Consider the following 26,710-nt stretch of genomic DNA (forward strand, 5'->3'; position numbering starts at 1 on the left):
CACCGGGGCGCATGGCGAAGATCGGCTCGCCCCACACCGCAGGCCGAAGGGAGACGCCATGACATCCATCACCCGCCTCGGGCCCATTTGCGCGGCCCTCGGGATCCTGCTGCCGGCGACAGTGGCAGCGCAGACCTTGCGCGACGCGCCCGGCTCCGAAGCCCGGCCGATCGCCTTCATCGCGCAGCCGGTCGACGCGACCACCTTGGCCAACACGCGCGGCGGCGCCGAAGTCGTGAGCAACGAGATGACCCTGCGCGGCGTCACTGCCAACAACTCGGCACGCAACGTCACGACGGGCGACAACACAATCAGCGCCGGATCATTCGCCAACATGAGCGGGCTGCCGACGGTGATCCAGAATAGCGGCGCGAACGTGCTGATACAGAACGCGACGATCCTCAATCTGCAGATGAACTGAGAGGCAGGCACCATGCGCCGCCTCCTCCTATGCGTCGCGCTGCTGGCGACGGCCGAACTGGCCGCCGCCGACGGCGCGTACATGCCGTCGATCGCCATGGGCGACGTCGTGATTCCCATGACCAGCCTGAAGCAGTCCCGCACCGGGCGCACGCTGATCCAGAAATACGACTTCAGCTGCGGCTCGGCCGCCCTGGCCACGCTGCTCACCCATCACTACGGTTTCCCGGTGACCGAGGAGACCGTGTTCCAACAGATGTACGAGCATGGCGACCAGAAGAAGATCCACACCGAGGGCTTCTCGCTGCTCGACATGAAGCGCTACCTGGAGGCGCAAGGCTTCGAGGCCGACGGCTTCGAGCAGCCGCTGGAGAAGCTCAACGAGGCCCGCGTGCCCGCCATCGTGCTGATCAACTCCGACGGCTACCACCACTTCGTGGTCGTCAAGGGCGTGCAGGCGGACCGTGTGCTGGTCGGCGATCCGGCCCTGGGGACGCGCGCCATGTCGCGCCAGGCCTTCGACAAGGTGTGGCAGAACGGGCTGCTGTTCGTCATCCACAACCGCATGGAATCGGCCCGCTTCAATGTCGCTGCCGACTGGCGCGCCGCGCCGCGGGCACCGGTGGACACGAGCATGGCCCGCAACGCCATGACCGACCTCTCGCTGCCGAAGCTCGGCCCCGGAGACTTCTGATGCGCCGCGCACCTGCCCGGTCGATGATGCGAGCGATGCTCGGCCTTGCCGTGCTCGCGGGCACCTGCGGCGCCTGGGCCGATGGCCTGGCCGACCCGGTGCAGCGGCACAACGAGACTTGGATGGCGGTGGGCGACAGCACCCTCGACAGCCTGCGTGGCGGCTTCGACACCGGCAACGGACTGATGGTTACTTTCGGCATCTCGCGCGCCACCTATGTCAACGGCGACCTGGTGACGCAGACCACCCTCAACTTCGGGCAGCTCAACAACCTGAGCGCAGCCCAGGCGGCGCAGCTCAGCAAGCAGATGGCGGCCATCAACCTGATCCAGATCGGCCCCGGGAACAGCTTCCTGCCCCAACAGGCCGGGACCTCGGGCACCGTCATCCAGAACACGCTGGACAACCAGCACATCGTGAACCAGACCGTGATCGATGCCAGCAGCAACGCGCTGGGCATGATCAAGAACCTCAACACCCAGGCCCCCGTGAGCGACGGCCTGGTGCGCGCGATCACCGGGCCGCGCTGAGACGCAGCGGATCAGTTCAATCGCGGGCCGTGTCCAGGGCCATGCACAGCGCGTGCAGGTTCGGCACGATCAGCTGCGGCCGCGCGCCATGCTCCCAGGGCCGCTCCTCGCGCACCAGCCAGGCGGCCTGCATGCCGGCATCGAGCGCGCCCACCACATCGAGCGCCGCATCGTCGCCGACATGCAGCACGTCCTTGGGCAGCAGGCCGACCGAGGCCGCGGCGGCGCGGAAGATCGGCGCGTGCGGCTTGCCGCTGCCGAAATCGCGCGCATTGAAAGCGGTGCGGAACCAGCGTCCGACGCCGGTGCGGTGGATGTCGGCGTTGCCGTTGGAGACCGCCACCAGCGGATAGCGTTCGCTGAGCCACTTGAGCGCCGGCAGTGCGTCGTCATAGAGGGTGACGCGCTGTCGCTCTTCGAAGAAGACATCGAAAGCCGGCTCGGCCAGCGCCGGGTCTTCGCCGGCGCGCCGCAGCGCGCCGCGGATCGACTCGCGGCGCAGCGCGCTCAGGTCATGCGCCAGGTCGGAGCGCTCCTTGGCGGCCGCCTCGCGCAACTCGCGCAGGATGCCGGGCGTCACCAGCAGGTCGGCGGTCCTGGGCGCCTCGCGCAGCAGCCAGTCGTGCAGTACGCGCTCGGCGCGCTCGATGGTGGGCCAGATCGGCCACAGCGTGTCGTCGAGGTCGAGCGAGATCGCGGCGATGCGCTTGACGTCGAGCGCGAGGGAATCGGGGGTCGCAAAAGCCATGACCGAGAATATCGCATGCCCTTCAGAGACGAACCGCCCGCCGCCCCCATGACCCCGGAGCGCACCGCGGTGCTCTGGTGCAACCTCGGCTCGCCCGACGAGCCCACCGCCCGGGCCGTGCGGCCGTACCTCGCGGACTTTCTCGGCGATCCGCGCGTGGTCGAGATTCCACGCCCGCTCTGGGCGCTGATCCTGCACGGCATCATCCTGCGGACCCGGCCGGCCAAGTCGGCCGCCAAGTACGCCAGCATCTGGACGCCCGAGGGATCGCCGCTCAAGGTCTGGACCCGCAAGCAGGCCGTGCTGCTGGCCGGCTGGCTCGGGGAGCGCGGCCATCGTCTGACGGTGCTCGATGCCATGCGCTACGGCCAGCCCTCGATCGCGGCGCGGCTGGACGAACTCAAGGCCGAAGGCGCGACCCGGGTGCTGGTGCTGCAGGCCTACCCCCAGTACTCCGCCACCACCACCGCCAGCGTGATCGATGCGGTCAACGCGTGGAGCGCACGGGTGCGCCGGCTGCCCGAGCTGCGCTTCGTCAACGACTACCACGACGACCCGCTCTACATCGACGCGCTGGCGCAGAGCGTGCAGCGGCACTGGCAGCGCAACGGCCGCGGCGAGCTGCTCGTGATGAGCTTCCATGGCATTCCCGAGCGCAACATCCGGCTCGGCGATCCGTACCAGGCGCAATGCCTCGCGACGGCGCGGCTGCTGGCCGAGCGGCTCACGCTTGCACCGACGCAGTACCGCGTGACTTTCCAGTCGCGCTTCGGCCGTGCGAAGTGGCTCGAGCCCTACACCGAGCCCACGCTGCGCGAACTCGGCGCAGCGGGAGTTTCAAGGGTCGACGTGATGTGCCCGGGCTTTCCGGCCGACTGCCTGGAGACCCTGGAAGAGATCGCGATGGAAGGCCGCGAAGCCTTCGTCGCGTCGGGTGGCAAGGCGTTCAACTACATCCCCTGCCTCAACGACAGCCCGGCATGGATCACCGCGCTCAGCGGCATCGCCGAGCGCCATCTCGCGGGCTGGCCGACGCGGGCGACGGATCATTGTCCCCAGAACAGGTCTTCCTGATCCTGGTCACTGGAGAACAGCCGGACTTCGACGATCTGGCCGCCCTCGATCCGGATCAAGTCGACGCCCGGCTGCTTGAGCTCGACGCCATTCGCCTGGCCGGCAAATTCCAGCGTGACGGCCACCCAGTCGCCATTGGCCATGTAGGGGTCGGCGCGGGTGATCGCGAAGGTTCCCCTGGATGCTTCCATCATCTTGCCGAGCATCGCGCCGACCGCAGCCATGCCCCGATGCGTGCCCGAGAACTGATTGCTGCCCGGCTGGTGCCAGACCACGTCGGGCGATATGAGGCTGCCCAGCGTGGCTTGGTCGCCTGTTTGCACGGCCTTGATGTAAGTCTTGGTGATGTCGATGTTGTTCATGATGCGCTCCCATGTCGATGCGGTTGTGGATATCGGCTGTCAATGTTGGTTAATTTTCGACAAAATAGGCCCAATTGAACGGTCCGATCTGGACAATGAGAGATACTTTCAAGACACCGAAAGCAAGAAGAGGGCCCTACGCTTCACTGAGACCGGCTCCGAAGGCGCACGCCGATATCCAGCGGCTGGGCTATCGCCCGCGCGCGCCCTACCCGCTCGATCTCGAAATCTTCACCGTCGCCGACTTGAGGCATCGGAGCCAGGAGAAGGTGCGAACGACGCATCGGTACGAGTTCCACACCTTGGTCTGCGTCACGCGGGGCGACTGCACGCAGTGGGTCGACTTCAAGTCGCTCACCTGCCAGCCGGGGTCGCTGCTCGTGTTGCGGCCAGGGCAAGCCCACAACTACGGAGATGACCAGGATTGGGATGGCTGGAACGTCCTGTTCCGTCCGGAATTCGTCTTCCCGGTTTCAAAGACGCCCGGAGACCCCAGGCTCGCGGTCGATCTGGAGAGACTGCCGGAACATCTGCTCCTGAACAGCGATGAACTGCGAAAGGTGACGGACGCGATCCAGCGGATGCGCGACGACACGCTGATCGACGCGCCGCTGGAAGACGTGCATGCCCTGCTGCGCCACCAACTGCATGCGCTCTTGACGCGACTGAGCATCCTGCAAGGCCGACGACAGTCAAAGGAGCCGGTGATCTCCGCTGCATCGCAACGCTTCAAGCGATTCCAGCGGCTCGTGGACGAACGCTTTGCCGAGTGGCACCAGGTGGCCGACTACGCCACCCAGCTCGGCTACACCGAAAAGAGCCTGGGGCGCGCAGTGACGGCGGCGATGGGCATGACAGCCAAGGCCTTCATCGCTGCGCGCATCAACCTGGAGGCGAAACGTCTGCTGGTGCACACCGACATGCCGGCCGTCGCCATCGCGGACAAGCTGGGCTTCGACGAGGCCACCAACTTCAGCAAGTTCTTCAAACGAGAAGCCGGCTGCACGCCCGTGGAGTTCCGACGCCGGCAAAGGGCTCCTTGCCGGCCTTTGTGATCGAACCTAGAAGCGTCCCAGGTAGTCGAGTTTGCTCAGCGGCACGCCGCTGTGCCGCAGCACGTCGTAGGCCGTCGTCACGTGGAAGAAGAAGTTCGGCAGCGCGAACTGCAGCAGGTAGCGTTCGGCGGTGAACTTCAGCTCGTTGCCGCGCACCTTCATCACGACCTCGCGCGCCTCGGCGCCGTCGACGCCCGCACGGTCGACGCCGTTGAGGAATTCGATCGTCTTCGCGACCCGCGCCTGCAACTCGGCGTAGGTGGCCTCGGTGTCGGGAAAGCTGGGCGCCGTGATGCCGGCGATGCGGGCCGTGCCGAGCTTGGACGCATCGCTGGCGCTCTGCACCTGGCCGGCCAGCGTGAACATGTCGGGCGCGAGGCGCGCATCGAACAATGCGGCCGGGTCGGTGCCGCTGGCCTGCGCATGGGCCAGGCCCTTGTCGAGCACGTGCGAGAGTTGGCCGAGTCCGCGGACGAAAACCGGGACCGAGATGTCGTAGAACGAAAGCGCCATGGATGAAGTCTCCGAGTGAATGAGCGGGCCGATTGTCTGCCCGTCTCGATTCAGGTGCCGGCGGCGCGCACAAAGGCCTCGATCGGCGCCAGGTGCCCGGGCACGTTGAGCGCCGGCGCGTGGCCGCAGCCCGGCACCTCGATGATCTGCAGCCGGCCGGTGGCACCGGGCCCCCGGGTGCGCATTTCGGCCAGGGTCTCGGGCAGCACCAGGTCGGAGTCGGCGCCGCGCAGGCACAGCACCGGCGCCTCGATCGCGTCGTAGTGCGGCCACACGCTGTAGTCGTCCGGGTGGGCCTCGAACTGCCGCACCATCGCCGGATCGTAGTGCGGCGTCACGCGGCCGTCGGGCAGGCGCCGGGTCGAGCTCTCGGTCAGGCGGCGCCACTGCGCGTCGCTGAGCCAGCCATAGGGCTTGTAGACGGTGCGGAAGAACTGCTCGAGTTCGACCACCGTGTCGAAGGCCGGGGGCTGGCCGGCATACGAGCGAATGCGTTGAACCGCGGCCGCGGCGATCTGCGGCGCGTTGTCGTTGAGCACCAGGCTCGCGATGCGCGGCTTCATCGTCGCCTCGAGCAGGCCCGACGCGCAGACCATGCCGATCGCGCCGCCCATCGAGGTGCCGATCCAGTGGACGCGCGTGAGCTTCAGCGCATCGAACAGCCCGAGCGCGAGCCGGCCGTAGAAGGACAGCTGGTACTCCTCGTCCGGCGCCGGGCTCCACTGGCTCAGTCCTCGGCCGATGGTGTCGGGGCAGATCACGCGGAAGCCGCGCTCGGCGAAGTGCCGGGCCAGCTCGTCCATGTCGCGGCAGGTGCGCGCGAGGCCATGCCAGGCCACGATCACCGGGCCATCGCGCGGGCCCCAATCGAGCCAGTGCACCTCGCGGCCGGCGAGTTGGAGGTAGTTCGAGGTTTTCAGAATCATCTCATCGCTCCACCACGCGATCGCGTGACCCGTGACATGTGAAACCGGCACGGCCAGATGCCAGGGATACCGCGGAACCGGCTTTGCCGGGCCGCTGGTATCGCCCCCTTGGAGGGGGAGGCGCCGCAGGCGCTTCGGGGGTGCTTCATCCTTTGGCCCTCGCGCGCAGGCGGCCGACGATGCCGGTCGGGAAGTAATACACGGACAGCACGAACAGCACGCCCAGCCACAGCAGCCAGCGGTCCGGCGACAGCAGCGCCGCGAGCCAGCCGATGCCGCTCGCCGCCTCGCTGGCGATGCGCAGCAGATCCTGCAGGTAGCTCTGCGCGATCACGAACAGCACCGCGCCGACCACCGCGCCATAGATCGTGCCCATGCCGCCGATCACGACGATCAGCAGCACGTCGACCATGATCTCGAAGCTGAGCGAGGTGTCGGGTCCGTTGTAGCGCAGCCAGATGGCGAGCATCGCGCCGGCCAGCGTCGCGAACAGCGCTGACAGCACCGAGGCCGTGGTGCGGTAGACCACCACGCGGTAGCCGATCGCCTCGGCGCGGAACTCGTTTTCGCGGATCGCCTGCAGCACGCGGCCGAAGGGCGAATTCACGATCCGAAGCAGCGCCAGCACCAGCACCACGGTGGCGACGAACAGCAGGTAGTAGCACAGCAGACGGCCGTCGAGCGACACACCGAGGAAGGGCTCCTCGGCAAACTCGAAGCTCGGCGAGATCAGCTCCGGCAGCTTGAAGGTCAGGCCATCCTCGCCGCCCGTGAAATCCGACATCTGCGATGCCAGGGTCTGGAAGGCCGAGGCCACGGCCAGCGTGATCATGGCGAAGAAGATCGCCCGCACGCGCAGCGAGAACAGGCCGATCGCGAGCGACAGCACCAGCGAGATCGCGAGCGCGGCGCCGAGGCCGACCGCCACGGCGCCCCAGTTCGCGCCCAGCCGGCTGGCCGAGATCGCGATGCCGTAGGCGCCGATGCCGAAGAACATCGTGTGCGCAAAGCTCACGATGCCGGTGTAGCCGAGCAGCAGGTCGAAGCTCGCGACCAGCACGATGAAGACCAGGATCTTGGCCGCCACGCTGAGCGCCTTGACACCCGGGAACAGGAAGGGTGCGAAGGCCAGCGCCAGCACCAGGGCTGCGAGCAGCAAGGCCAGCAGGCGGCTGCGCGGCAGGTCGTTGGAAAGAAGTCGGGACAGCATGGGTTTCTCTTCAACGATTGGCCACGGGGTACACGCCCTGCGGACGCCACAGCAGCACCGCCACCATCAGGAAGATGCTCGCGAACTGGGTCAGCGTCGGCACGATGAAGCCGATGTAGTTGGTCATGAGGCCGACCAGCAAGGCGCCGATCAGCGCTCCGGCGGTCGAGCCGAGCCCGCCGATGATGATCACGATGAAGATCAGCACGTTGACCTGCGCGCCCATCTGCGGGATCAGGTTCTGCTGGAACAGCCCCCACATCACGCCGCCCAGGCCGGCCAGCGCGCTGCCGACCACGAAGACGCCGACGAACAGCCGGCCGATGCGGTAGCCCAGCGACTCGACCATCTCGCGGTCCTGCACGCCGGCGCGGATCAGGAGGCCGATCTTGGTGCGGCCGAGGGTCCAGGCCAGCAGGCCGAACACGAAGAGGCCGATCACGACCGCGAGGATGCGGTACTTGCTGATCGCCGCGTCGCCGACCAGCAGCGAGCCGCGCAGCGCCTCCGGCAGCGGCAGCGGGATCTGCGCCGGGCCCCAGATCACCTTGATCAGCTCCTCGCCGATGATCATGCCGCCCATGGTGATCAGGATCTGCTTCAGGTGCTGGCCGTACACCGGCCGCACGATGAAGCGCTCGAAGGCCAGGCCGACCGCGCCGGCCACCCCCATGGCGACCAGCATCGCGGGGAACACGGCCACCAGATTGCGCCACAACTCGCCCGAGCCGGTCCAGTCGCCCATCAGGCCGAGCACGCTGCTGGCGACGAAGGCGCCGAGCGCGATGAACACGCCGTGGCCGAAGTTCAGCACGTCCATCAGGCCGAAGATCAATGTCAGGCCGGAGGCGATGATGAAGATGATCATGCCCATCGCGAGGCCGGCCACCGTGAGCGTGAGCCAGGTCGAGACCGAGCCCGTGAGCGGCAGCGCCACCAGCGCGAGCACCGGCACCAGCAGGAGCGGCTTCCAGTCGAAGTCGGTGTTTTTCATAGCGCGAGTCCCAGCAGGGATTGCTGCAGTCGTTCGTCGGCCGAGAACGCGGCCATGCTGCCGCTGTGCACCACGCGGCCGTTGTCCATCACGGCCACCTGGTCGCCCAGGCGCTGCGCGAAGCTGATGTTCTGCTCGACCAGCAGGATCGTCACGCCGCTGCGCTTGAGCTCGCCGAAGGCGTCGATCATGTTGTTGATGATGGCCGGCGCCAGGCCCTTGCTGGGCTCGTCGATGACCAGCAGCTCGCGCGGCTCGACGATCGCGCGCGACACCGCCAGCATCTGCTTCTGCCCGCCGGAGAGCTTGCCCGCCGGGTGGTTCCAGAACTTCTCGACCGCGGGGAACAGCTTGAAGATCCACTTCAGGCGCGCGTCGTCCATCTGCTCGGCGTTCTTCGCCTTGCGGGCCGCCAGCAGCATGTTCTCCTTGACCGTGAGGTCCGAGAAGATGCCCATGTTCTCGGGCACGTAGGCGATGCCGAGTTCGGCGATCTGCGGCGTATGCAGGGCGGTGATGTCCTTGTCGCCGAAGCGCACGCTGCCCTGCGAGGCATGCCAAAGGCCCATCAGCGTGCGAAGCGTGGTGGTCTTGCCGGCGCCGTTGCGGCCCAGCAGCATCGTGAGCTGGCCGCGCGGCACGGCGAGGTCGACACCATGCAGGATGTGGTAGGCGCCGATGTGCGTGTGCACGCCCTTCATCTCGAGAAGATTCGTGTTCATGCGGCTCATGCGGCGGCCTCCTTCGCAACGCCCAGATAGGCTTCCTGGACGATCGGCGAGGCGATCACCTCGGCCGGTTCGCCGTCAGCCACCAGTTGCCCGTTGTGCAGCACGATGATGCGGTCGGCGAGTTCGCGCACCACGTCCATCTTGTGCTCGACCAAGAGGATGGTCTTGCTCCTGTCCTGCTTGAGCTTGCGGATGAGGTCGAGGATCACCGGTGCCTCGGCGGCATTCATGCCGGCGGTCGGTTCGTCGAACATGAAGACCTTGGGTTCGAGCGCCATCAGCAGCGCCACTTCGAGCTTGCGCTGGTCGCCGTGCGGCAGGCTGGCCACGGTCGCGTGCTCCTTGGCCTTGAGCGCGACATCGGCCAGGATCTGGTCGGCGCGCTCGGTCAAGGCGCGGTGATCGCTCCAGATGCTCCACAGGTTGAGGCCGCGCCGGTGCGCGCCTTCGCGCGTGGCCTGCACCGCGAGGCGAACGTTCTCCAGCACCGAGAGATTCGGGAACAGGTTCGTGAGCTGGAACGCCCGCCCGAGCCCGGCCCGCGTGCGTGCCGAGGCCGGCAGTCCCGACAGCAGTTGGCCGTCGAGCGACACCGTGCCCGCGGACGCCTTGAGCTGCCCCGAGATCAGATTGAAGTACGTGGTCTTGCCGGCCCCGTTGGGGCCGACGATCGCGGTCAGCGTCCCCGGCGCGAACGCGCAAGAGACAGCATTCACCGCCACGTGTCCGCCGAAGCGGATGGTGAGATCTTTGGTTTCGAGCATGAAAATGGGGCTCCCCCCCAGGTTGGCTCACTTCGTGTAGCCGCCCACCCCCTACCGGGGGCAACGCCTGCGGCCCGGCAAAGCCGGTTCCGCGGCATTTCCCGAATGGGCCGGGCTTCGCCGGCCGCGATCGCTTTCTTAGCGCTTGTTCTTTATCGGGATGTCCATCTCTTCAGGCTTGATTTCGTGCACCAGCTCCGGCACGCCCCACGCGAAGGCCGGATCGACCTTGATCTTGAAGTGGTACATCGACTGCATCGCCTGGTGGTCTTCCTTGCGGAAGGTCATCTTGCCCTTGGGCGTGTCGAAGCTCATGCCTTCCATGGCCGTGATCAGCTTGTTGGTGCTGGTGTCGCCGCCGGTCTTCTTGAGCGCGGTCACGATCGCCATCGCGGCCGAGAAGCCGCCGGCCGTGAAGAAGTCCGGCGGCGTCTTGAATTCCTTGTAGTGCATCGAGACCATGGCCTCGTTGACCGGGTTCTTCGGAATGCCGAAGTAGTAGTAGGCCGCGCCTTCCATCCCCGGCAGCGCCTTGTAGGCCGCCATGGCGGGCAGGATGTTGCCGCCGGTAGCGATCTCGATGCCATAGCGCTTCAGGTCGAGGTCGACGATCTTGAACGGGTTGCCGGCGCCGGCCCACACGATCCAGATGATCTTGCGGCCCGGCTGGTCCTTGAGCTTGTCGATCAGGCGCTGGGCACCGGCCGTGAAGTCGGTGGTGGCCGGCGGCAGGTATTCCTCATGGACCAGCTTGGCTTTCTTCAGCGCGCTGCCGAAAGCCTTCACGCCGTCGCGGCCGAAGGCGTTGTCCTGCGCCAGCGTGGCGACCGTGACGCCGGCCTTGTCGACCGCGACCGCGTTCGAGATCGCGTCCTGCGAGCTGTTGCGGCCGGTGCGGAAGATGTACTTGTTCCACTTGTCGCCGGTGATCGAGTCGGCCACGGCGGGCTCGACCAGCAGGATCTTCTTGTATTCCTCGGCCACCGGCAGCATCGCCAGCGCCACGCCCGAAGAGGTCGGGCCGACCGCCAGCGCCGCCTTGTCGTCGGCGTAGGCTGCCGCGAGCAGCGACTTGCCGAGGTCGGGCTTGCCCTGGTCGTCCTTCTCGATGACGACGATCTTCTTGCCGTTGACGGTCATGGTGCCGCCGGTCGCGTAGTCCAGGCCCATCATCAGGCCGGTCTGGGTCTGCTTGCCGTAGGCTTCCAGCGGACCGGTCTTGCTGTAGATGTGGGCGATCTTGATCTCGTTGGACTGGGCCCAGGCCGGAGCGGCCAGGGCACCTGCGGCAGCCAGGGTGGCCAGCGCGACGAGGTAGCGACGTTGCATTCTTTGTCTCCTGAAGGTGATGGCTGAATATTGCACAGTTCGTGCCAGCCGCCATCGCCTTGAAAACAAAGGACTTTCCCTTGGTTTTCGCCTGAAGCGCCCGGAATCAGGACAAATGTATTGTCCGAATTTCAGGCAATTGCATGTTTTCTATTCAGGGTTTTCCAGACGTTCGTAGAGCGTCGCGCGCGAGATGCCGAGCAGCCGCGAGGTCGCGAGCTTGTTGCCGCCGGTCGCGGCCATGGCGGCGGCGATCGCCCGGCGTTCGAGTTCGGCCACCTGCTGTGCCAGCGGCCGCAGCAGCGCCGCGCCTTCGGCCGTGTCGGCGGCGGCGCTCGGCAGCGGCTCGGGCGCCGCGATCTTTTCCTGCCCGGCCTCGCGCAGGATGCGCTCGAGCTGCGCGGCGTCGATGCGCTGCGAGTCGCTGCGCATGGTCACCTGCTCGAGCACGTTGCGCAGCTCGCGGATGTTGCCGCGCCAGTGCTGCGCGGCCAGCAGCGCCAGCGCGTCGGGCGTGAGCTCGGGCGGCGCCTCGCCGCTGCGCAGCGCCATGTCCTCGCCCAGCGCCTCGACCAGCGCCGGGATGTCGGCGCGCCGTTCGCGCAGCGGCGGCACGCGCACCGGCAGCACGTTGAGGCGGTAGTACAGGTCTTCGCGGAAGCGCCCTTCCCGCACCAGCGCCGCCAGATCGCGCGAGGTGGCGGCGATCACACGGGCATCGAAGGGCACCAGCTTGTTCGAGCCCAGCGGCTCGATCTCGCCCTCTTGCAGCGCGCGCAGCAGCTTGGCCTGCAGGCCCAGCGGCATGTCGCCGATCTCGTCGAGGAACAGCGTGCCGCCGTCGGCCAGCTTGAACTTGCCCTCGCGCGCCTTGCGGTCGGCGCCGGTGTAGGCGCCGGGCGCGACGCCGAAGAACTCGGCTTCGAGCAGGGTGTCGGGCACGGCCGCGATGTTGACGCTGACGAACATGCCGCCGGCCCGTGCCGAGGCGGCATGGATCGCGTGGGCCAGCAGTTCCTTGCCGGTGCCGGTCTCGCCGAGCAGCAGCACCGGGCTCGACGACTGCGCCGCGCGCCGTGCGTGGCGCTTGACCTCGACCGCGGCCGGGCTGCTGCCGATGAAGCTGGCGAAGGTGTACTTGGAGCGCCGCTGGCCGTCGGCCGACTGCTGGTAGAGCGGATTGGCGCGCTGGCTCGCGAGCTCGCGCCGGGCATCGTCGAGGTCGCGCTGCAGCAGCGCGAACTTGCTGATCAGCGGCTGCAGCGTGGTCTCGGGATGATCGAACAGCACGATGCCGATGGCGCCGATCACCTCGCCGGGCGTCGCGCCGGCATCGCCCTCGCGCTCTTCGCGCAAGGGGATGCGGCTGACCACGAAGGTGCCGGCCTTGTTGGTCAGCAGGTCGATCAGGATCGGCTCGCCGGTGTCGAGGACGCGGCGCATCTGCGTGTTCGGGATCACGTCTTCGACCGGATGACCGAGGAACTGGTCGATCGACGAGAAACCCAGCGCCGGCAGGAAGCGCCGGTAGCCCTCGTTGACCCAGACGATGCGTCCGCCCCGGTCGACCAGGAACATGCCCTGGCTGATGCTGGAAAACAGATGGAACATCGAGCGCGCGGCGAGCGCGAGGATGCCTTCGGCATCGAGCGGCAGGGCGGGAGGTGCGGCGGCGGCGGGTGGCATGGCGGAATCGTAGCGTGCATCCCTCCGGCGCCGAATCAGACGATTCCGACTCGCCGAGTCGCTACCATCGATAGCCCTTTGAAAACGCGGTGCGCGACTACAGAGGCGCTCGAGGGGCCTTGCTATGCTGCGCCCCTTGCATGCACGGTCCACCGGCCGCCTGCCGACGCCCTGGCGCACCCCCCGTTCGCCAGCGCACGTCACCCCTTTCTTTGCGGAATCTCATGAGGAACTCCCGGCTCCCCGCGCTGTGTCTCGTCGCTCCCCTGCTGCTCGCCGCCTGCGCCGTTCCGCGGCCGCCCGAGCAGGTCGCGGCGCCGATGCCGGCGCGATGGCAGACGCCGCTGCCGACCGGCACCGCGGCCCTGCCGCATGGCGGCTCGATGCCGTCGCTGGCCGAGTGGTGGCGGCAGCTCGACGACCCGCTGCTGGTCGAGCTGATCGTCGCCGCCGAGGCCGCCAGCCCGACCGTGGCCAGCGCCCAGGCGCGCATCGGCGAAGCCCGCGCCGCGCGGGTCGCGGCCGGCGCGGCGCTGGTGCCCAATCTCAACGGCTCGCTGTCGGCCAGCCGCGGCAATTCGCCGACTTCGGGCTTCTCGACCGGCGCCACGGGCGGAACCAGCACCGACATCCCTCCGATCACCACCCAGCAGGCCGGTCTGCAGTCGAGCTGGGAGATCGACCTGTTCGGCGGCCTGCGCGCCAGCCGCGACGCCAGCCAGTCGCGCTATGCGGGCGCCGACGCCCGCTGGCACGACGCCCGCGTGTCGGTCGCCGCCGAGACCGCGAACGCCTACCTGGGCGAGCGCGCCTGCCGGCGCCAGCTCGTGGTGTCGACCTCGGATGCGCAATCGCGCGCCGAGACCGCGCGGCTGACCGAGCTGTCGGCGCGCGCCGGCTTCACGGCGCCCGCCGATGCCGCCTTGGCGCGCGCCAGCGCGGCCGAAGCGGCGGGCAGGCTGACGCAGCAGCGCGCCCTGTGCAGCGTGCAGCAGCAGGCGCTGATCGCGCTGACCGGCATCGAAGGTCCGCTGCTGGCGGCCAAGCTCGCCGCCGCCCCGATCGACGTCACGCTGCCCGCTGTTCAGGCGGTCTACAGCGTGCCGGCCGAGGCGCTGGCGCAGCGGCCGGACGTCTACGCGGCCGAGCTCGACGTCGCCGCGGCGAGCGCCGAGGCCGGCGCGGCGCTGGCCCAGCGCTTCCCGCGCCTGTCGCTCCAGGGATCGATCGCCGTGCTGAAGGTGCGCGGCGGTGGCTTCAGCGAAACCCTGGACACCTGGACCCTCGGACCGCTGGCGCTCAACGTCCCGATCTTCGACGGCGGCACCCTGGCGGCCAACTATGACGCCGCCAAGGGCCGCTACGAAGAATCCGTGTCGCTGTACCGCGCCAATGTGCGGCGCGCCGTGAGCGAGGTCGAGCAGGCGCTGATCAACCTGCAGAGCACCAGCGACCGCGCGGCAGACGCCGACACCGCGGTACAGAACTACCAGATCTCCTTCGACGCCACCCAGGCCCGCTTCAACACCGGACTGGCCAGCCTGTTCGACCTGGAAGATGCGCGGCGCACGCTGTTCGTCTCGCAGACCGCCCGCGTCGCGCTGCAGCGCGAACACGCCGAAGCCTGGGTCTCGCTCTACCGCGCCATGGGCGGCGGCTGGACACGACCCGAAGCCCTCGCCTCCACGGCCCCCGCCGCCGCCCCGTCGCCATGAAAAGAATGAAGCGTTCCACCCTCATCGTCGTGCTGGCCGCCGTGCTGGTCCTCGTCGCCGGCGCCTTCTGGCTGCTGCGCGGCAAGCCCGCCGCCACGCCCGAGAAAAAGCCCGAGGCCACGGCCCGGCCGTCGCTGACCGTCACGGTCGCCAAGCCCGAGACCAGCGAACTCAGCATCACGCTGGCGGCCAACGGCAACGTCGCCGCCTGGCAGGAGGCCAGCATCGGCTCCGAATCGACCGGCCTCAAGCTCGCCGAGGTGCGGGTCAACGTCGGCGACGTGGTCAAGAAAGGCCAGGTGCTCGCCACCTTCTCGGCCGAGTCGGTGCAGGCCGACGTGGCTCAGGCCAAGGCCTCGCTGGCCGAGGCCCGAGCCACTGCCGCCGACGCCACCGGCACCGCGGCGCGGGCGCGCACGCTCCAGGCCACCGGCGCCATGAGCCAGCAGCAGATCAACCAATACCAGACCGCCGAGCAGACCGCCAAGGCGCGGGTCGAGGCCGCCGAGGCGGTGCTCGCCGCCCAGCAGGTGCGCGGGCGCAACACGCAGGTGCTGGCGCCCGACGACGGCGTGATCTCGGCGCGCACCGCCACGGTCGGCAGCGTGGTCAGTGCCGGCACCGAGCTGTTCCGCATGGTGCGCCAGGGCCGGCTCGAATGGCGCGCCGAGGTCACCTCCTCCGAACTCGGCCGCATCGCGGTCGGCACGCCGGCCGTGATCACCAGCGCCAGCGGCGCCACCGTCAGCGGCAAGGTCCGCAGCATCGCGCCGACGGTCGATCCGCAGACCCGCAATGCGCTGGTCTACGTCGACATCCCGAACGTGCTGCAGAACACCGGCCTCAAGGCCGGCATGTTCGCGCGCGGCGATTTCCAGCTCGGCCGCACCAGCGCGCTGACCGTGCCGCAGGCCTCGGTGGTGCCGCGCGACGGCTTCAACTACCTGTTGCTGCTGCAGCCCGACAATCGGGTCGCCCAGCTCAAGGTCGAGACCGGCCGCCGGGTCGGCGACCGGGTCGAGATCACGACGCCGCTGCCGGCCGACGCCCGCGTGGTGGTCCAGGGTGCCGGCTTCCTGAACGACGGCGACCTGGTGCGCGTGGTCGAGACGCCCGCCGCCGCCAAGCCTGCGGCCGAAGCCGCAGCCAAGTGAAGGAGCAGCGATCTTGAACGTCTCGGCCTGGTCCATCCGCAACCCGATCCCGGCGGTGATGCTGTTCGTGCTGTTGACCTTCGCGGGTCTCTTGTCCTTCAACGCCATGAAGGTCCAGAACTTCCCGGACATCGACCTGCCGACCGTCACGGTGTCGGCCGCGCTGCCGGGCGCCGCGCCCTCGCAGCTCGAGAACGATGTCGCGCGCAAGCTCGAGAACTCGATCGCCACCATCCAGGGCCTGAAGCACATCACGACCAAGGTGCAGGACGGCGCGGCCACGCTGATCGTCGAATTCCGGCTCGAGAAGCCGGTCCAGGAAGCGGTCGACGACGTGCGTTCGGCGGTGCAGCGGGTGCGCGCCGACCTGCCGGCTGACGTCCGCGATCCGGTGGTCACCAAGCTCGACTTCGCGGCCCAGCCGGTGCTGGCCTTCACGATCGCGTCTTCGAAGATGGACGACGAGGCCCTGTCCTGGTTCGTCGACAACGATGTCACCAAGAAGCTGCTGGCGCTGCCCGGCGTCGGCGCTGTCAATCGCGTCGGCGGCGTCACGCGCCAGGTGCATGTCGATCTCGATCCGGCCAAGCTGCAGGCGCTGGGCGCCACTGCGGCCGACATCTCGCGCCAGCTGCGGCTGGTGCAGACCGAGAGCGCGGGCGGCCGCACCGACGTCGGCGGCAGCGAGCAGCCAGTGCGCACGCTGGCCACGGTGCAGTCGGCCGACCAGCTGGCCGCCATGCAGATCGCACTGACCGACGGCCGCCGCATCCGGCTCGACGAGGTGGCGCGCATCAGCGACACGATCGCCGAGCCGCGCGCCGCGGCGCTGCTCGACGGCCGGCCGGTGGTCGGCTTCGAGGTGGCGCGCAGCCGCGGCGCCAGCGAGGTCGAGGTCGGCGCCGCGATCCAGAAGGCGCTCGGCGAGATGCGCCTGCAGCACCCCGACATCCAGCTCACCGAGGCCTTCAATTTCGTCGCCCCGGTCGAGGAGGAATACGAAGGCTCGCTGCACCTGCTCTACGAGGGCGCGATCCTGGCCGTGATCGTGGTCTGGCTGTTCCTGCGCGACTGGCGGGCGACCTTCATTTCGGCGGTGGCACTGCCGATGTCGGTGATCCCGGCCTTCGTGGGCATGTACCTGCTGGGCTTCTCGATCAACGTGGTGTCGCTGCTGGCGCTGTCGCTGGTGGTCGGGATCCTGGTCGATGATGCGATCGTCGAGGTCGAGAACATCGTGCGTCACCTGCGAATGGGCAAGTCGCCCTACCAGGCCGCGATGGAAGCCGCCGACGAGATCGGCCTGGCCGTGATCGCCACCACCTTCACCCTGATCGCGGTGTTCCTTCCGACCGCCTTCATGAGCGGCGTGGCCGGCAAGTTCTTCAAGCAGTTCGGCTGGACCGCCTCGCTCGCGGTGTTCGCATCCCTGGTGGTGGCCCGCGTGCTGACGCCGATGATGGCGGCCTACATCCTGAAGCCGATCGTCCACGCCGAGAAGGAGCCGCGCTGGCTCAAAATCTACATGCGGATGGCCGAGTGGTGCCTGAGGCACCGATTCACGACGATGGTGCTGGCCACCCTCTTCTTCTTCGGCTCGGTGGCGATGATCCCGCTGCTCAAGACCGGCTTCATCCCGCCCGACGACAACTCGCAGACCCAGGTCTACCTGTCGCTCGCGCCCGGCGCCACCTTGGCCCAGACCACCGCAACTGCCGAGGAAACGCGCCGGCGCCTGATGGCGATCGACCATGTGCGCAGCGTCTACACCACGGTCGGCGGCGGCAGCGCCGGCGGCGACCCCTTCGCCAACTTCGGCACCCCCGAGACCCGCAAGGCGACACTCACGATCCAGCTCGACCCGCGCGGCGACCGGCCACGCAAGCAGGTGATCGAGAACCGCATCCGGGCCGCGCTCGAGACCCTGCCCGGCGTGCGCAGCACTGTGGGCCTCGGCGGCTCGGGCGAGAAATACATCCTGGCGCTCAGCGGCGACGACCCGAATGCGCTGACCACCGCCGCACGCGCGGTGGAACGCGACCTGCGCACCATTCCTGGCCTCGGCAACATCACCTCGACCGCCAGCCTGATCCGGCCCGAGATCGCGGTCAGGCCCGACTTCGCGCGCGCCGCCGACCTCGGCGTCACGAGTTCGGCGATCGCCGAGACGCTGCGGGTCGCCACGCTCGGCGACTACGACCAGAACCTGCCCAAGCTCAACCTGGCGCAGCGGCAGGTGCCGATCGTTGTCAAGCTGGAGGATTCGGCGCGGCAGAACCTGGCGCTGCTCGAACGGCTCGCGGTGCCCGGCACGCGCGGCCCGGTCATGCTGGGCCAGGTGGCGGCGCTCACGATGGAGGGCGGCCCGGCCGTGATCGACCGCTACGACCGCTCGCGCAACGTCAATTTCGAGATCGAGCTGTCGGGCGTCGGCCTCGGCGACGCCAAGGACGCGGCGATGAAGCTGCCCTCGATCCGCAGCCTGCCGCCCGGCGTGCGGGTGGCCGAGGTCGGCGACGCCGAGGTCATGACCGAGCTGTTCGCGAGCTTCGGCCTGGCCATGCTGACCGGCGTGCTGTGCATCTACATCGTGCTGGTGCTGCTGTTCAAGGATTTCCTGCATCCGATCACGATCCTTTGCGCGCTGCCGCTGGCGCTCGGCGGCGCCTTCGTCGGCCTGCTGATCGGCCAGAAGGCGCTGTCGATGCCTTCGCTGATCGGTCTCATCATGCTGATGGGCATCGCGACCAAGAACTCGATCCTGCTGGTCGAGTACGCGATCGTGGCGCGCCGCGATCACGGAATGAGCCGCTGGGACGCCCTGCGCGACGCCTGCCACAAGCGGGCCCGGCCGATCATCATGACCACGCTGGCGATGGGCGCGGGCATGCTGCCGATCGCGATCGGGCTCGGCGCCGCTGATTCCAGCTTCCGCTCGCCGATGGCGATGGCCGTGATCGGCGGGCTGATCACCTCCACCGTGCTGAGCCTGCTGGTGGTGCCGGCGGTGTTCACCTACGTCGACGACGTCGAGGGCTGGATCAGGCGCACCGCGCGGCGCCTGCGCGGCAAGCCCCCGGTGACCGAAACGAGGCCGGACGCGGCGCACGGCGCCGGATAGACTAGCCCCGTCACTCGACGGAGCCACACCATGACTCGACCCGTTTCCCGTGCCGCACTGTGCGGCGTCCTGCTGGCCAGCGCCTTCGGCGCCCACGCGCAGACCGCGACCGATCTGCAGCAGGCCCAGGAGCGCCACGAACGCCAGCTGGCCGTCTGCAACAGCGGCAAGCTGCCGGCGCCCGAGCGCGAAGCCTGCGTCCGCGACGCCGGCGCGGCACTGGACCGCGCGCGCGGCGGACCGCCGGCCAACGTCACGACGCGCACGCCCGACCGGCGCGCCACGGTGGTCACGCCGGCCGGCCAGCCAGTGCCGGGCGCGACCGAAACCGTCCGCTCGCGCCGTTCCACCACCGTGGTGCCGGCCGACGCCCCCGCGCGCTGAGCCCCGCCCGCACGACGCCGGTCCGCCCGCCCCACGCCAAGCCGCATAATCGCGCCCATGCCCGCACTCCGCCGCGCCCGCCTCCTCGCCAGCTTCGTGCTGGCGTGGTTCGCGCTGTCGCTCGGTGTCGCCGTGGCCTCTCCGCTGGTCCAGCCGAAGCCGATGGAAATCGTCTGCTCGGCCGCCGGCGCCACCATGCTGGTGGTCATGACCGACGACGGCGCACAGGCGCCGGCCGCCGGCCACCTCGACTGCCCGCTGTGCCTGCCGGCCGGTGCACCGCCGCCGGCCTTGCCGCTGGCGCAATTGCCGACAGTGCAGCCCCTGGGCCATGCGGTCCAGTCGATTCCGGCCGCGCGCATCGCCGCGGCCACCGCCGCCCCGCTGCCAGCGCGCGGACCTCCTCTCTCCTGAGCTTGCTTCAGCCCTGACGCACGCGGCGCATGGAAGGCGCCGCGCTGCGCGATCCCGCAATGCGCAGGCAGCCGACGGCTGCCGAGGAGATCCTTCCATGAACAAGACCCTGCTGTCGCTCGCGTTGAGCGCGGCATCCCCCTGGTGGGCGCTGCCGGCGTCGGCCCAGGAGCGACCGGCATCGCGTGCCGCCGACGAGGCCCCCGAGCGCACGCGCTCGCTCGGCGTCGTCACCGTGACCGGCGGCCAGCCGACCTCGCTGCCGACCCAGATCCCGACCACCATCGAGGGCGTCACCCGCGAGGAGATCGAGACCCGCATCAACGCCACCGACAGCGAGGACGCGCTCAAGTACCTGCCCAGCCTGCTGGTGCGCAAGCGCTACATCGGCGACTACAACCACGCCATCCTGTCGACCCGCGCCTCGGGCACCGGCAACAGCGCCCGCTCCGCGGTCTATGCCGACGGCATCCTGCTGTCGAACTACCTCGGCAACGGCATCGCCAACGGCAGCAACTACGCGCCGCGCTGGGGCCTCGTCACGACCGAGGAAATCGAGCGGGTCGACGTGATGTACGGCCCCTTCTCGGCCGCCTACCCCGGCAACTCGGCCGGCGCGGTGGTCGACTACGTGACCCGCATGCCCTCGCAGCTTGAAGCCCACGTCAAGATGGGCTACCAGTCGCAGCCCAACGACCTCTACAACACGAGCAAGACCTTCAACAGCTGGCAGTCCAGCGCCTCGCTCGGCAGCCGCAGCGGCGACTGGTCGTGGTTCATCGACCTGAGCCGGGGCGACAGCCAGGGCCAGCCGCTGACCTTCACGACCGCGACCGTGGCCTCGGGCACGCCCGGGCGCGCCGGCACCCCGGTGGTGGGCTTCGTGCCGGGCCTCAACACCACCAACACGCCGTGGTACATCCTCGGCACCGGCACCCAGTACCACACGCTCCAGGACCACGCCAAGCTCAAGCTGGCCTACGACTTCTCGCCCACCGTGACCGCCACCTACACGCTGGGCTGGTGGCAGAACAGCTCCGAAGGCCGGCCGGAGAGCTACCTGAGCAATGCCCAGGGCCAGCCGGTCTACACCGGGCTGGTCAACATCCTCGGACGCAGCTTCACGCTCGGGCCGACGGCGTTTCCGCTCACCAACGACGCGCAGACCCACTACATGCACGGCCTCTCGGTCAAGAGCAACACCCAGGGCGAGTGGGACTGGGAAGTGGCCGCCAGCCTCTACGACTATTCGAAGGATCAGCAGCGCGCGCCCACGGTGGCGCTGCCGCTGGCGGCCATCGGCGGCGCCGGCACCCTGCAGGACCAGGGCGGCTCCACGGGCTGGAACACACTGACGGCCAAGGGCACCTGGCGGCCGCAGGGGGTGGGCGGCGCCCACATCGTCGACTTCGGCGTCGAGCGCGATGCCTACAAGCTCGGCATCCTCAAGACCAACACGATCGGCAACTGGCTTTCCGGCCCCTCCGGCACGCTGGTCAGCAACGTCGGCGGCAACACCGAGACCGTCGCCGGATGGGCGCAGGACAGCTGGTCCTTCGCGCCGAAGTGGAAGGCCGTGCTGGGCTTGCGATGGGAAGACTGGCAAGCCAGCAACGGCTTCACCGCCACCGCGAACAGCGCCCTGTCCTACCCGTCGCGCAGCGAATCGGACGCCTCGCCGAAAGCGGCGCTGGCCTACCAGTGGGCCGACGACACGGTGCTCAAGGCCTCGCTCGGCCGGGCGGTGCGCTACCCGACCGTGGGCGAGCTGTATGGCGCCACGACCGGCGGCGCGCTGTCTTTCATCAACAACCCGTTCCTCAAGCCCGAGAAATCATGGACCAGCGAACTGAGCGCCGAGAAGGACCTCGGCAACGGCCTGGCCCGCGCCACGCTGTTCCACGAGACCACCGACGACGCGCTCTACAGCCAGCTGATCCCGAACACCAGCATCTCGCGGGTGGAGAACATCGCCAAGGTCCGCACCACCGGCTTCGAGCTTTCCTACACCGGGCAAAACGTCTGGATGCGCGGCCTCGACATGGGCGCCAGCCTCACCTATGCCGACTCGAAGATCGTCTCGAACCCGTTGTTCCCGGCCAGCGTCGGCAAGTGGCAGCCGCGGGTTCCGCAATGGCGCTCCACCCTCTACGCCACCTACAGGCCCGACGCCCGCTGGGCCTTCACCGCGGCCGCGCGCTACAGCGGCAAGCAGTACTCGACCCTCGACAACAGCGACGTCAACGGCTTCGCCTACTTCGGCGCCAGCAAGTACTTCACGGTCGATCTGCGGGCGCGCTACCAGATCGACAAGCAGTGGTCGGCCGCCTTCGGTATCGACAATGCCAACAACTACCAGTACTGGAATTTCCACCCCTACCCGCAGCGCACTTACACCGCCGAGTTGCGCTGGGATTACTGAGACCTTGCGGGACAGATCAAGAAACTGCGAAGCTGTTTTTGCTCTGTCCTCAACTGACTAAAGGAGCCACCAAATGAACCACACCACCCCCCTCCGTACCCTCGCCGCCTGCGCCGCACTCTGCAGCTCCGCCGCCATGGCCCACGTCACCCTGCCCGCCGGCGGCGCCGCGGCCGGCAGCGAATACGACGCTGCCTTCCGCGTCGGCCATGCCTGCACCGACGCCAAGGCCACCACCGGCGTGCGGGTCCAGCTGCCCCAGGGCTTCACGCTGATCCAGGCCCAGCCGCGCCAGGGCTGGACCCTGGCCGCCACGCCGGGCGAGGTGTCCTGGAAGGCCGACTCGGCACAGACCGCATTGCCGGGCGCCGAGCGGGCCGAATTCATCGTCCGCGGCAAGCTCACCGACAAGCCCGGCCCGCTCTATTTCAAGGTGCTGCAGAGCTGCGACGTCGGCAGCGCCGACTGGGCCCAGGTGCCGGCCGCCGGTTCGACCGAGAAGCTGGCCCTGCCGGCGGCCCGCCTCGACGTGCTGCCGGCCGGCGTGGCCGCGGTCGACGTACGCGACGCCTGGGTCCGTCAGACGGTGCCCGGCCAGAGCGGCACCGGCGCCTTCATGAAGCTCATGGCGCCCTCGGGGGCCCGGCTGGTCGGCGCCTCGACGCCCGCGGCCGGCGTGGCCGAAGTGCACGAGATGAAGATGGAAGGCGACACCATGAAGATGCGCGAAGTCGCCGGCGGGCTCGAACTGCCGCCGCGGCAGACCGTGGAGCTCAAGCCCAGCGGCCTGCACGTCATGCTGATGGACCTGAAGCAGCCGATCGCCAAGGGCGGCAGCATCCCGTTCACCCTGCGCTTCGAGGACGCCAAGGGCGTCAAGAGCTCGCTCCAGGTCGACGTCCCGGTCGGTGCACCGGCCGGTGCTGCGACAGAATCGCACGGCCACATGCACAACTGACTTCCCATGCAAAGCCTGCCGCTCTCCACCGTCCTGTCGCTCTCCAATGCACAGATCGCGATCGAGGCGGCGGCGACGCTGGCGTTTGCGATATCGGGCCTGATCGAGGCCGCGCGCAAGCGGCTCGACGCGGTCGGCGTGGTCATGGTGGCCGGCCTCGCAGCCTTCGGCGGCGGCACCCTGCGCGATGTGCTGCTCGACCGCCGGCCCTTCTTCTGGGTCGAGCATGCGGGCTGGCTGTGGCTGCTGCTCGCGCTGTGCGTGGCGGCGATGCTGTTCCTGCGCGACCGCCATTTCGCGCTCACAGAGCGCGCGATGCAGTGGCCCGACGCGCTCGGCCTGGGCCTCTTCACCGCCACCGGCACGCAGATCGCGCTCGGCGCCTCGATGCCGCCGATCGTGGCCGTGCTGATGGGCATGATGACCGCGGTGTTCGGCGGCGTCTTGCGCGACATCGTCTGCAACGAGATCCCGCGCGCCTTCAGCGACCACCAGCCGTACGCGATCTGCTCTTTCGTGGGCGCCTGGGTCATCGTCGGCGCCGACACCCTGCAGGCGCCCGATTGGGTCGGACTGACCGCCGGTGCCACGACCGCGATCGTCTTGCGTCTCGGGGCGCTCTGGACCGGCTGGAAGCTGCCGGCCTGGCGCTCGAACGACTAGGGGTTCAGTCGAAGCCCCGGACTTCGGCCACCAGTCCCGCCAGCCGCGCCACGTCAGGCACCACCAGCGCCTTGCCGTCCTTGGCGAGCACGCCCTCGCGGCGCAGCGCGTTGAGCTCCCGCGTGACCTGTTCGCGGTTGGTGCTGATCCGCCCGGCCAGTTCGGCATGGGTCGGCATCGGATCCAGCCGCGCGCGGTTGTCGACCACACCGGCCTGTTGGGCGAGCCGCAGCAGTTCGGCGTGCACCCGGTTCTGCACCCCGAGCGTGCTCAGGTCGATGACCCGGTCCGACAGCTGCCGCACCAGCGCCGCCAGGCCGCGCATCACGCGCTCGGCGACCATCGGCTCGTCGCGCAGCAGCTCGAGGAAGGCAGCGCGGTCCAGGCTGGCCACCACGGAAGGCGTGAGCGTCACGACGTCCGCCGACCGCGGTTGGCCGTCGATCGCCGCGATGTCGCCGAAATGCTCGCCAGCCTGCGGATCGCGAAAAGTGACCTGCCGGCCATTGGCCGCGTAGGAGGTCACGCGCAGGGCGCCCGAGACCACGAAGTAGACCTCGCTCTTCTGCTCGGAACGCAGCAGCACCGGGGTCGCGGCCGGCAGGCTCTTCCATTGGCAGCGCTGCGCCAGCTGCTCCAGCCGTTCGGCCGACAGGCCTTGCAGCAGCGCGATGTGCTGCAGGCCGAGAGTGGAACGTTGGAGCGCCATGGCGGACCTCCCAGCGGCATCGGGCGGATTGAGAAACGAGGTGCCAAAACGCACAGCCCCCCAGGCCCGGAGCCGTCACAGTCACGCCCTGTGATGGCCGCGATGTCCGCGACTGCACGTCCAAGCCTTCGGGAGATTTCATCATGAATGCCAGGCAAGTTCTCGGTGTCTCCGTCCTCGCGCTGGCCGGTGCGACCGCCTTTGCCCAGACGGTCCCGGCCGAGCAGTGGGTCGGAGCGCCCATCGCCACCACGGGCAGCGCCTACAGCCGTTCGGCCGTCACGGCCGACTTGGCGGCGAGCCGGTCGATGATGAGTGCGCCGCAGGAGTATCGCGTCGGCCCCGCCGATCCCGCGACCGGCGCGATGAGCCGGGTCGAAGTCGCCGCCGACACGAGCCTCTGGATCCGGTCGGGCATGAGCCAGGTCGCCAACCGGGACAGCTTCGACCCGTCGAGCCCGGCCTACCGGGCCCAGATGGCGGCCTATCAGCGCATGCGCAGCGGCCCGGAATTCATGGCCGAAGTGCAGCGCCTGCAGGGCGCCAGGATGCAGCAGACCGCGACCGCCCCGTCCGACGCGGGCTCGGCCGCGAACTGAGCGTCGCGCCGCGGCCTCAGGCGGCCGCCGCCGCGGCGGCGCGCCGCTCGCTCAGCCGCTTGGCCACGCGCGGCAGGATCATCACCGCCAGCACGATGATCACCAGCACGATCGACATCGGACGCTGGAAGAACACTGCCGCGCTGCCCTCGCCGATCGACATCGCGTTGCGCAGCTGCGCTTCGGCCAGCGGCCCGAGGATCATGCCGACGACCACCGGCGCGGTCGGGAAGTCGTAGCGCCGCATCACGACGCCGAGCACGCCGATCACATACAGCAGCACCAGGTCGAAGGCGCTCTGGCGCATGCCGTAGGCACCCACCGTGGCGAAGATCAGGATGCCCGCATAGAGCTGCGGCTTCGGGATCTTGAGCAGCTTGACCCACAGCCCGACCATCGGCAGGTTCAGCACCAGCAGCATCACGTTGCCGATGTAGAGCGAGGCGATCAGCGCCCAGACCAGCGCGGCCGAAGTCGTGAACAACTGCGGCCCCGGCTGGATGCCGTAGTTCTGGAAGGCGCCGAGCAGGATGGCGGTGGTGTTCGAGGTCGGGATGCCGAGCGTCAGCAGCGGAATCAGCGCCGCCGTCACGGTGGCGTTGTTGGCGGCCTCGGGGCCGGCCACGCCTTCGATCGCGCCGCTGGTGCCGAATTCGGCCTTGGCATCCGAATCCTTGGCCAGCTTCTTTTCGGTCGCGTAGCTCAGGAAGGTCGGGATCTCGGTGCCGCCGGCCGGGATGCAGCCGAAGGGCGTGCCGATCGCGGTGCCGCGCAGCCAGGCCGGGATCGAGCGCTTCCAGTCGCGCGCCGTCATGTGGACGCGGCTGAGCTTGTTCTGCCCTTCGACCACCTTGCCCTCGTACAGCACGGCATACAGCACCTCGGCGACCGCGAACAGACCGACCGCGACCAGCACGATCTCGATGCCGTCGAGCAGTTCGGGAATGCCGCCGGTGTAGCGGCCCTGGCCCGAGATCTGGTCGAGCCCGATGCAGCCCGCCGCCAGGCCGATGAACAGTGCCGTCATGCCGCGCAGCGTGCTCTTGCCGAGCACCGCGCTCACGGTGGTGAAGGCCAGCAGCATCAGCAGGAAATACTCGGGCGGGCCGAGCTTGACCGCGAAGTCGGCCACGAAGGGCGCGAACAGCGTGACGATGACAGTGGCGATGGTGCCGGCGACGAAGGAGCCGATCGCCGCCGTGGCGAGCGCCGCCCCGGCGCGCCCGCTCTTGGCCATCTTGTTGCCCTCCATCGCGGTCACCATGCTGGCGGTCTCGCCGGGTGTGTTGAGCAGGATCGAGGTGGTCGAGCCGCCGTACATCGCCCCGTAGTAGATCCCCGAGAAGAAGATCATCGAAGCCGTGACGTCGACCTTGCCGGTGATCGGCAGCAGCATCGCGACGGCGACCGCCGGGCCGATGCCGGGCAGCACGCCGACCGCCGTGCCCAGGGCGCAGCCGACCAGGCACCAGAGAAGGTTCGCGGGCGTGATCGCCAGCGCGAAGCCATGCATCAATGCATTGAAGATATCCATG

General features: G+C 68.8%; 26 protein-coding genes. 14 read left to right on the top strand and 12 right to left on the bottom strand.

The genetic code is table 11. The features are described from left to right. Positions 1–58: 58 nt before the first annotated feature. Genes QTI68_RS15550 through QTI68_RS15560 form a run of 3 tightly spaced genes read left to right on the top strand, consistent with a single transcriptional unit; the run spans position 59 to position 1,644 of the window. The gene (locus QTI68_RS15550; protein ID WP_286522486.1) at positions 59–421 is read left to right on the top strand and encodes a hypothetical protein; all 363 of its coding nucleotides are present in this window, start codon (positions 59–61) and stop codon (positions 419–421) included. Positions 422–433: 12 nt separating this feature from the next. Then, the gene (locus tag QTI68_RS15555; protein ID WP_286522487.1) at positions 434–1,114 is read left to right on the top strand and encodes a C39 family peptidase; all 681 of its coding nucleotides are present in this window, start codon (positions 434–436) and stop codon (positions 1,112–1,114) included. Next, the gene (locus tag QTI68_RS15560) at positions 1,114–1,644 is read left to right on the top strand and encodes a hypothetical protein (protein ID WP_286522488.1); all 531 of its coding nucleotides are present in this window, start codon (positions 1,114–1,116) and stop codon (positions 1,642–1,644) included. The genes QTI68_RS15555 and QTI68_RS15560 overlap by 1 nt, the downstream gene beginning before the upstream one ends. A 16-nt stretch (positions 1,645–1,660) precedes the next feature. Here the strand turns inward: QTI68_RS15560 and QTI68_RS15565 are convergent, their stop codons facing one another. Then, the gene (locus tag QTI68_RS15565) at positions 1,661–2,392 is read right to left on the bottom strand and encodes an HAD family hydrolase (protein ID WP_286522490.1); all 732 of its coding nucleotides are present in this window, start codon (positions 2,390–2,392) and stop codon (positions 1,661–1,663) included. Between the two features lie 15 nt (positions 2,393–2,407). On the opposite strand from QTI68_RS15565, the gene hemH reads away from it, so the two are divergent. Next, complete coding sequence (hemH, locus tag QTI68_RS15570; protein ID WP_286522492.1) at positions 2,408–3,466, top strand: ferrochelatase; 1,059 nt, start codon at positions 2,408–2,410, stop codon at positions 3,464–3,466. Here hemH and QTI68_RS15575 read toward each other — a convergent pair. Then, positions 3,439–3,828 carry a nuclear transport factor 2 family protein gene (locus QTI68_RS15575; RefSeq protein WP_286522494.1) on the bottom strand — a complete coding sequence of 130 codons (390 nt, stop codon included), beginning with the start codon at positions 3,826–3,828 and terminating at the stop codon, positions 3,439–3,441. The two genes, hemH and QTI68_RS15575, sit on opposite strands and share 28 nt — an antisense overlap. 74 nt (positions 3,829–3,902) lie before the next feature. Between QTI68_RS15575 and QTI68_RS15580 the strand changes: the two genes are divergently transcribed. Then, positions 3,903–4,883, top strand: a complete 981-nt coding sequence (locus tag QTI68_RS15580; protein WP_286522495.1) for an AraC family transcriptional regulator — start codon at positions 3,903–3,905, stop codon at positions 4,881–4,883. A gap of 6 nt (positions 4,884–4,889) precedes the next feature. On the opposite strand, the gene QTI68_RS15585 is transcribed toward QTI68_RS15580, so the two are convergent. The 8 genes from QTI68_RS15585 to QTI68_RS15620 all read right to left on the bottom strand — a co-directional run bounded on the left by QTI68_RS15585 (position 4,890) and on the right by QTI68_RS15620 (position 13,036). Then, positions 4,890–5,396 (bottom strand): DUF1993 domain-containing protein, encoded by a 507-nt coding sequence (locus QTI68_RS15585; protein WP_286522497.1) that lies wholly within the window; start codon positions 5,394–5,396, stop codon positions 4,890–4,892. Between the two features lie 50 nt (positions 5,397–5,446). After that, positions 5,447–6,322, bottom strand: coding sequence for an alpha/beta fold hydrolase (locus QTI68_RS15590; protein ID WP_286522499.1), 876 nt, complete (start codon positions 6,320–6,322; stop codon positions 5,447–5,449). A 145-nt stretch (positions 6,323–6,467) separates the two neighbouring features. Further along, on the bottom strand, positions 6,468–7,532 hold the full coding sequence (locus QTI68_RS15595; RefSeq protein WP_286522500.1) for a branched-chain amino acid ABC transporter permease: 1,065 nt from the start codon (positions 7,530–7,532) through the stop codon (positions 6,468–6,470). A 10-nt stretch (positions 7,533–7,542) separates the two neighbouring features. Then, positions 7,543–8,526, bottom strand: a complete 984-nt coding sequence (locus QTI68_RS15600) for a branched-chain amino acid ABC transporter permease (protein WP_286522501.1) — start codon at positions 8,524–8,526, stop codon at positions 7,543–7,545. After that, positions 8,523–9,248, bottom strand: coding sequence for an ABC transporter ATP-binding protein (locus QTI68_RS15605; RefSeq protein WP_286523177.1), 726 nt, complete (start codon positions 9,246–9,248; stop codon positions 8,523–8,525). The genes QTI68_RS15600 and QTI68_RS15605 overlap by 4 nt, the downstream gene beginning before the upstream one ends. Positions 9,249–9,253: 5 nt before the next feature. Next, positions 9,254–10,021 (bottom strand): ABC transporter ATP-binding protein, encoded by a 768-nt coding sequence (locus QTI68_RS15610; RefSeq protein WP_286522502.1) that lies wholly within the window; start codon positions 10,019–10,021, stop codon positions 9,254–9,256. Positions 10,022–10,159: 138 nt separating this feature from the next. Continuing rightward, a complete protein-coding gene (locus QTI68_RS15615) occupies positions 10,160–11,350 on the bottom strand; it encodes a substrate-binding domain-containing protein (RefSeq protein ID WP_286522503.1) in 1,191 nt (396 codons plus the stop codon). A 150-nt stretch (positions 11,351–11,500) separates the two neighbouring features. Next, positions 11,501–13,036: a sigma-54 interaction domain-containing protein gene (locus QTI68_RS15620; protein ID WP_286522504.1), complete on the bottom strand. Its 1,536-nt coding sequence runs from the start codon at positions 13,034–13,036 to the stop codon at positions 11,501–11,503. A gap of 224 nt (positions 13,037–13,260) precedes the next feature. Between QTI68_RS15620 and QTI68_RS15625 the strand changes: the two genes are divergently transcribed. From QTI68_RS15625 to QTI68_RS15660, 8 genes are all read left to right on the top strand, one after another. Further along, positions 13,261–14,751, top strand: a complete 1,491-nt coding sequence (locus QTI68_RS15625) for an efflux transporter outer membrane subunit (protein WP_286522507.1) — start codon at positions 13,261–13,263, stop codon at positions 14,749–14,751. Further along, on the top strand, positions 14,748–15,905 hold the full coding sequence (locus QTI68_RS15630) for an efflux RND transporter periplasmic adaptor subunit (protein WP_286522508.1): 1,158 nt from the start codon (positions 14,748–14,750) through the stop codon (positions 15,903–15,905). The genes QTI68_RS15625 and QTI68_RS15630 overlap by 4 nt, the downstream gene beginning before the upstream one ends. Before the next feature lie 13 nt (positions 15,906–15,918). Further along, a complete protein-coding gene (locus QTI68_RS15635) occupies positions 15,919–19,026 on the top strand; it encodes an efflux RND transporter permease subunit (protein ID WP_286522509.1) in 3,108 nt (1,035 codons plus the stop codon). Between the two features lie 30 nt (positions 19,027–19,056). After that, complete coding sequence (locus QTI68_RS15640; protein ID WP_286522510.1) at positions 19,057–19,410, top strand: hypothetical protein; 354 nt, start codon at positions 19,057–19,059, stop codon at positions 19,408–19,410. Positions 19,411–19,467: 57 nt separating this feature from the next. Further along, the gene (locus QTI68_RS15645) at positions 19,468–19,824 is read left to right on the top strand and encodes a DUF2946 family protein (RefSeq protein ID WP_286522511.1); all 357 of its coding nucleotides are present in this window, start codon (positions 19,468–19,470) and stop codon (positions 19,822–19,824) included. A 97-nt stretch (positions 19,825–19,921) separates the two neighbouring features. Continuing rightward, positions 19,922–22,246 (top strand): TonB-dependent receptor, encoded by a 2,325-nt coding sequence (locus tag QTI68_RS15650; protein ID WP_286522513.1) that lies wholly within the window; start codon positions 19,922–19,924, stop codon positions 22,244–22,246. 73 nt (positions 22,247–22,319) lie between these two features. Further along, the gene (locus QTI68_RS15655) at positions 22,320–23,204 is read left to right on the top strand and encodes a copper chaperone PCu(A)C domain-containing protein (protein WP_286522514.1); all 885 of its coding nucleotides are present in this window, start codon (positions 22,320–22,322) and stop codon (positions 23,202–23,204) included. Positions 23,205–23,210: 6 nt separating this feature from the next. Then, positions 23,211–23,867: a trimeric intracellular cation channel family protein gene (locus tag QTI68_RS15660; RefSeq protein ID WP_286522516.1), complete on the top strand. Its 657-nt coding sequence runs from the start codon at positions 23,211–23,213 to the stop codon at positions 23,865–23,867. A gap of 4 nt (positions 23,868–23,871) precedes the next feature. On the opposite strand, the gene QTI68_RS15665 is transcribed toward QTI68_RS15660, so the two are convergent. Further along, positions 23,872–24,576 (bottom strand): Crp/Fnr family transcriptional regulator, encoded by a 705-nt coding sequence (locus QTI68_RS15665; protein WP_286522518.1) that lies wholly within the window; start codon positions 24,574–24,576, stop codon positions 23,872–23,874. A 143-nt stretch (positions 24,577–24,719) separates the two neighbouring features. Here QTI68_RS15665 and QTI68_RS15670 point away from each other — a divergent pair, with 143 nt between their 5' ends. Beyond that, positions 24,720–25,175, top strand: a complete 456-nt coding sequence (locus QTI68_RS15670; protein WP_286522519.1) for a hypothetical protein — start codon at positions 24,720–24,722, stop codon at positions 25,173–25,175. Between the two features lie 16 nt (positions 25,176–25,191). Here QTI68_RS15670 and QTI68_RS15675 read toward each other — a convergent pair whose 3' ends face one another. Further along, on the bottom strand, positions 25,192–26,709 hold the full coding sequence (locus QTI68_RS15675) for a tripartite tricarboxylate transporter permease (RefSeq protein ID WP_286522521.1): 1,518 nt from the start codon (positions 26,707–26,709) through the stop codon (positions 25,192–25,194). Between the last annotated feature and the right edge of the window lies 1 nt (position 26,710).

Source organism: Variovorax sp. J31P207 (assembly GCF_030316965.1).
In the GTDB taxonomy this organism is placed as follows: Bacteria; Pseudomonadota; Gammaproteobacteria; order Burkholderiales; family Burkholderiaceae_C; genus Variovorax; species Variovorax ginsengisoli_B.